Here is a 2715-nt window from a genome sequence, read left to right on the forward strand (position 1 = left end):
TACGCGCACAGCGGATAGGGACCGAACTGTCTCACGACGTTCTGAACCCAGCTCGCGTACCGCTTTAATGGGCGAACAGCCCAACCCTTGGGACCGACTACAGCCCCAGGATGCGATGAGCCGACATCGAGGTGCCAAACCTCCCCGTCGATGTGGACTCTTGGGGGAGATAAGCCTGTTATCCCCGGGGTAGCTTTTATCCGTTGAGCGATGGCCCTTCCATGCGGAACCACCGGATCACTAAGCCCGACTTTCGTCCCTGCTCGACTTGTAGGTCTCGCAGTCAAGCTCCCTTGTGCCTTTACACTCTGCGAATGATTTCCAACCATTCTGAGGGAACCTTTGGGCGCCTCCGTTACCTTTTAGGAGGCGACCGCCCCAGTCAAACTGCCCACCTGACACTGTCTCCCCGCCCGATAAGGGCGGCGGGTTAGAAGGTCAATACAGCCAGGGTAGTATCCCACCGATGCCTCCACCGAAGCTGGCGCTCCGGTTTCCAAGGCTCCTACCTATCCTGTACAAGCTGTACCAACATTCAATATCAGGCTGCAGTAAAGCTCCACGGGGTCTTTCCGTCCTGTCGCGGGTAACCTGCATCTTCACAGGTACTATAATTTCACCGAGTCTCTCGTTGAGACAGTGCCCAGATCGTTGCGCCTTTCGTGCGGGTCGGAACTTACCCGACAAGGAATTTCGCTACCTTAGGACCGTTATAGTTACGGCCGCCGTTTACTGGGGCTTCAATTCGCACCTTCGCTTACGCTAAGCGCTCCTCTTAACCTTCCAGCACCGGGCAGGCGTCAGCCCCTATACTTCGCCTTACGGCTTCGCAGAGACCTGTGTTTTTGCTAAACAGTCGCCTGGGCCTATTCACTGCGGCTCTCTCGGGCTTGCACCCTAACAGAGCACCCCTTCTCCCGAAGTTACGGGGTCATTTTGCCGAGTTCCTTAACGAGAGTTCTCTCGATCACCTTAGGATTCTCTCCTCGCCTACCTGTGTCGGTTTGCGGTACGGGCACCTCTCACCTCGCTAGAGGCTTTTCTTGGCAGTGTGGAATCAGGAACTTCGCTACTATATTTCGCTCGCCATCACAGCTCAGCCTTATGGGAAACGGATTTGCCTATTTCCCAGCCTAACTGCTTGGACGCGGATATCCAATACCGCGCTTACCCTATCCTCCTGCGTCCCCCCATTGCTCAAATGGTGAGGAGGTGGTACAGGAATATCAACCTGTTGTCCATCGCCTACGCCTTTCGGCCTCGGCTTAGGTCCCGACTAACCCTGAGCGGACGAGCCTTCCTCAGGAAACCTTAGGCATTCGGTGGAGGGGATTCTCACCCCTCTTTCGCTACTCATACCGGCATTCTCACTTCTAAGCGCTCCACCAGTCCTTCCGGTCTGGCTTCACAGCCCTTAGAACGCTCTCCTACCACTGTTCGAAGAACAGTCCGCAGCTTCGGTGATACGTTTAGCCCCGGTACATTTTCGGCGCAGAGTCACTCGACCAGTGAGCTATTACGCACTCTTTAAATGGTGGCTGCTTCTAAGCCAACATCCTGGTTGTCTAAGCAACTCCACATCCTTTTCCACTTAACGTATACTTTGGGACCTTAGCTGGCGGTCTGGGCTGTTTCCCTTTCGACTACGGATCTTATCACTCGCAGTCTGACTCCCAAGGATAAGTCATTGGCATTCGGAGTTTGACTGAATTCGGTAACCCGGTAGGGGCCCCTAGTCCAATCAGTGCTCTACCTCCAAGACTCTTACCTTGAGGCTAGCCCTAAAGCTATTTCGGAGAGAACCAGCTATCTCCAGGTTCGATTGGAATTTCTCCGCTACCCACACCTCATCCCCGCACTTTTCAACGTGCGTGGGTTCGGGCCTCCATTCAGTGTTACCTGAACTTCACCCTGGACATGGGTAGATCACCTGGTTTCGGGTCTACGACCACGTACTCATGCGCCCTATTCAGACTCGCTTTCGCTGCGGCTCCGCATCTTCTGCTTAACCTTGCACGGGATCGTAACTCGCCGGTTCATTCTACAAAAGGCACGCCATCACCCGTTAACGGGCTCTGACTACTTGTAGGCACACGGTTTCAGGATCTCTTTCACTCCCCTTCCGGGGTGCTTTTCACCTTTCCCTCACGGTACTGGTTCACTATCGGTCACTAGGGAGTATTTAGCCTTGGGAGATGGTCCTCCCGGATTCCGACGGAATTTCACGTGTTCCGCCGTACTCAGGATCCACTCAGGAGAGAACGAAGTTTTGACTACAGGGCTGTTACCTCCTATGGCGGGCCTTTCCAGACCTCTTCATCTACCTCGTTCCTTTGTAACTCCGTACAGAGTGTCCTACAACCCCAAGAGGCAAGCCTCTTGGTTTGGGCTAATCCCGTTTCGCTCGCCGCTACTCAGGGAATCGCATTTGCTTTCTCTTCCTCCGGGTACTTAGATGTTTCAGTTCCCCGGGTCTGCCTTCTCATATCCTATGTATTCAGATATGGATACCACTCCATTACGAGTGGTGGGTTTCCCCATTCGGAAATCTCCGGATCAAAGCTTGCTTACAGCTCCCCGAAGCATATCGGTGTTCGTCCCGTCCTTCATCGGCTCCTAGTGCCAAGGCATCCACCGTGCGCCCTTTCTAACTTAACCGTTAAAAAGAATCACTACGTGATATCTTGCATTACTAATGGTATGTGATTTACTTCT

At 53.6% G+C, this 2715-nt stretch carries 1 rRNA gene; it reads right to left on the reverse strand.

Going from position 1 to position 2715, the window contains the following annotated elements:
* A 23S ribosomal RNA gene (locus ACFUK0_RS40050) occupies positions 1-2658 on the reverse strand; the annotation flags it as partial.
* Between the last annotated feature and the right edge of the window lie 57 nt (positions 2659-2715).

The sequence above is a fragment of the Kitasatospora sp. NPDC057223 genome (assembly GCF_042669755.1).
In the GTDB taxonomy this organism is placed as follows: Bacteria; Actinomycetota; Actinomycetes; order Streptomycetales; family Streptomycetaceae; genus Kitasatospora.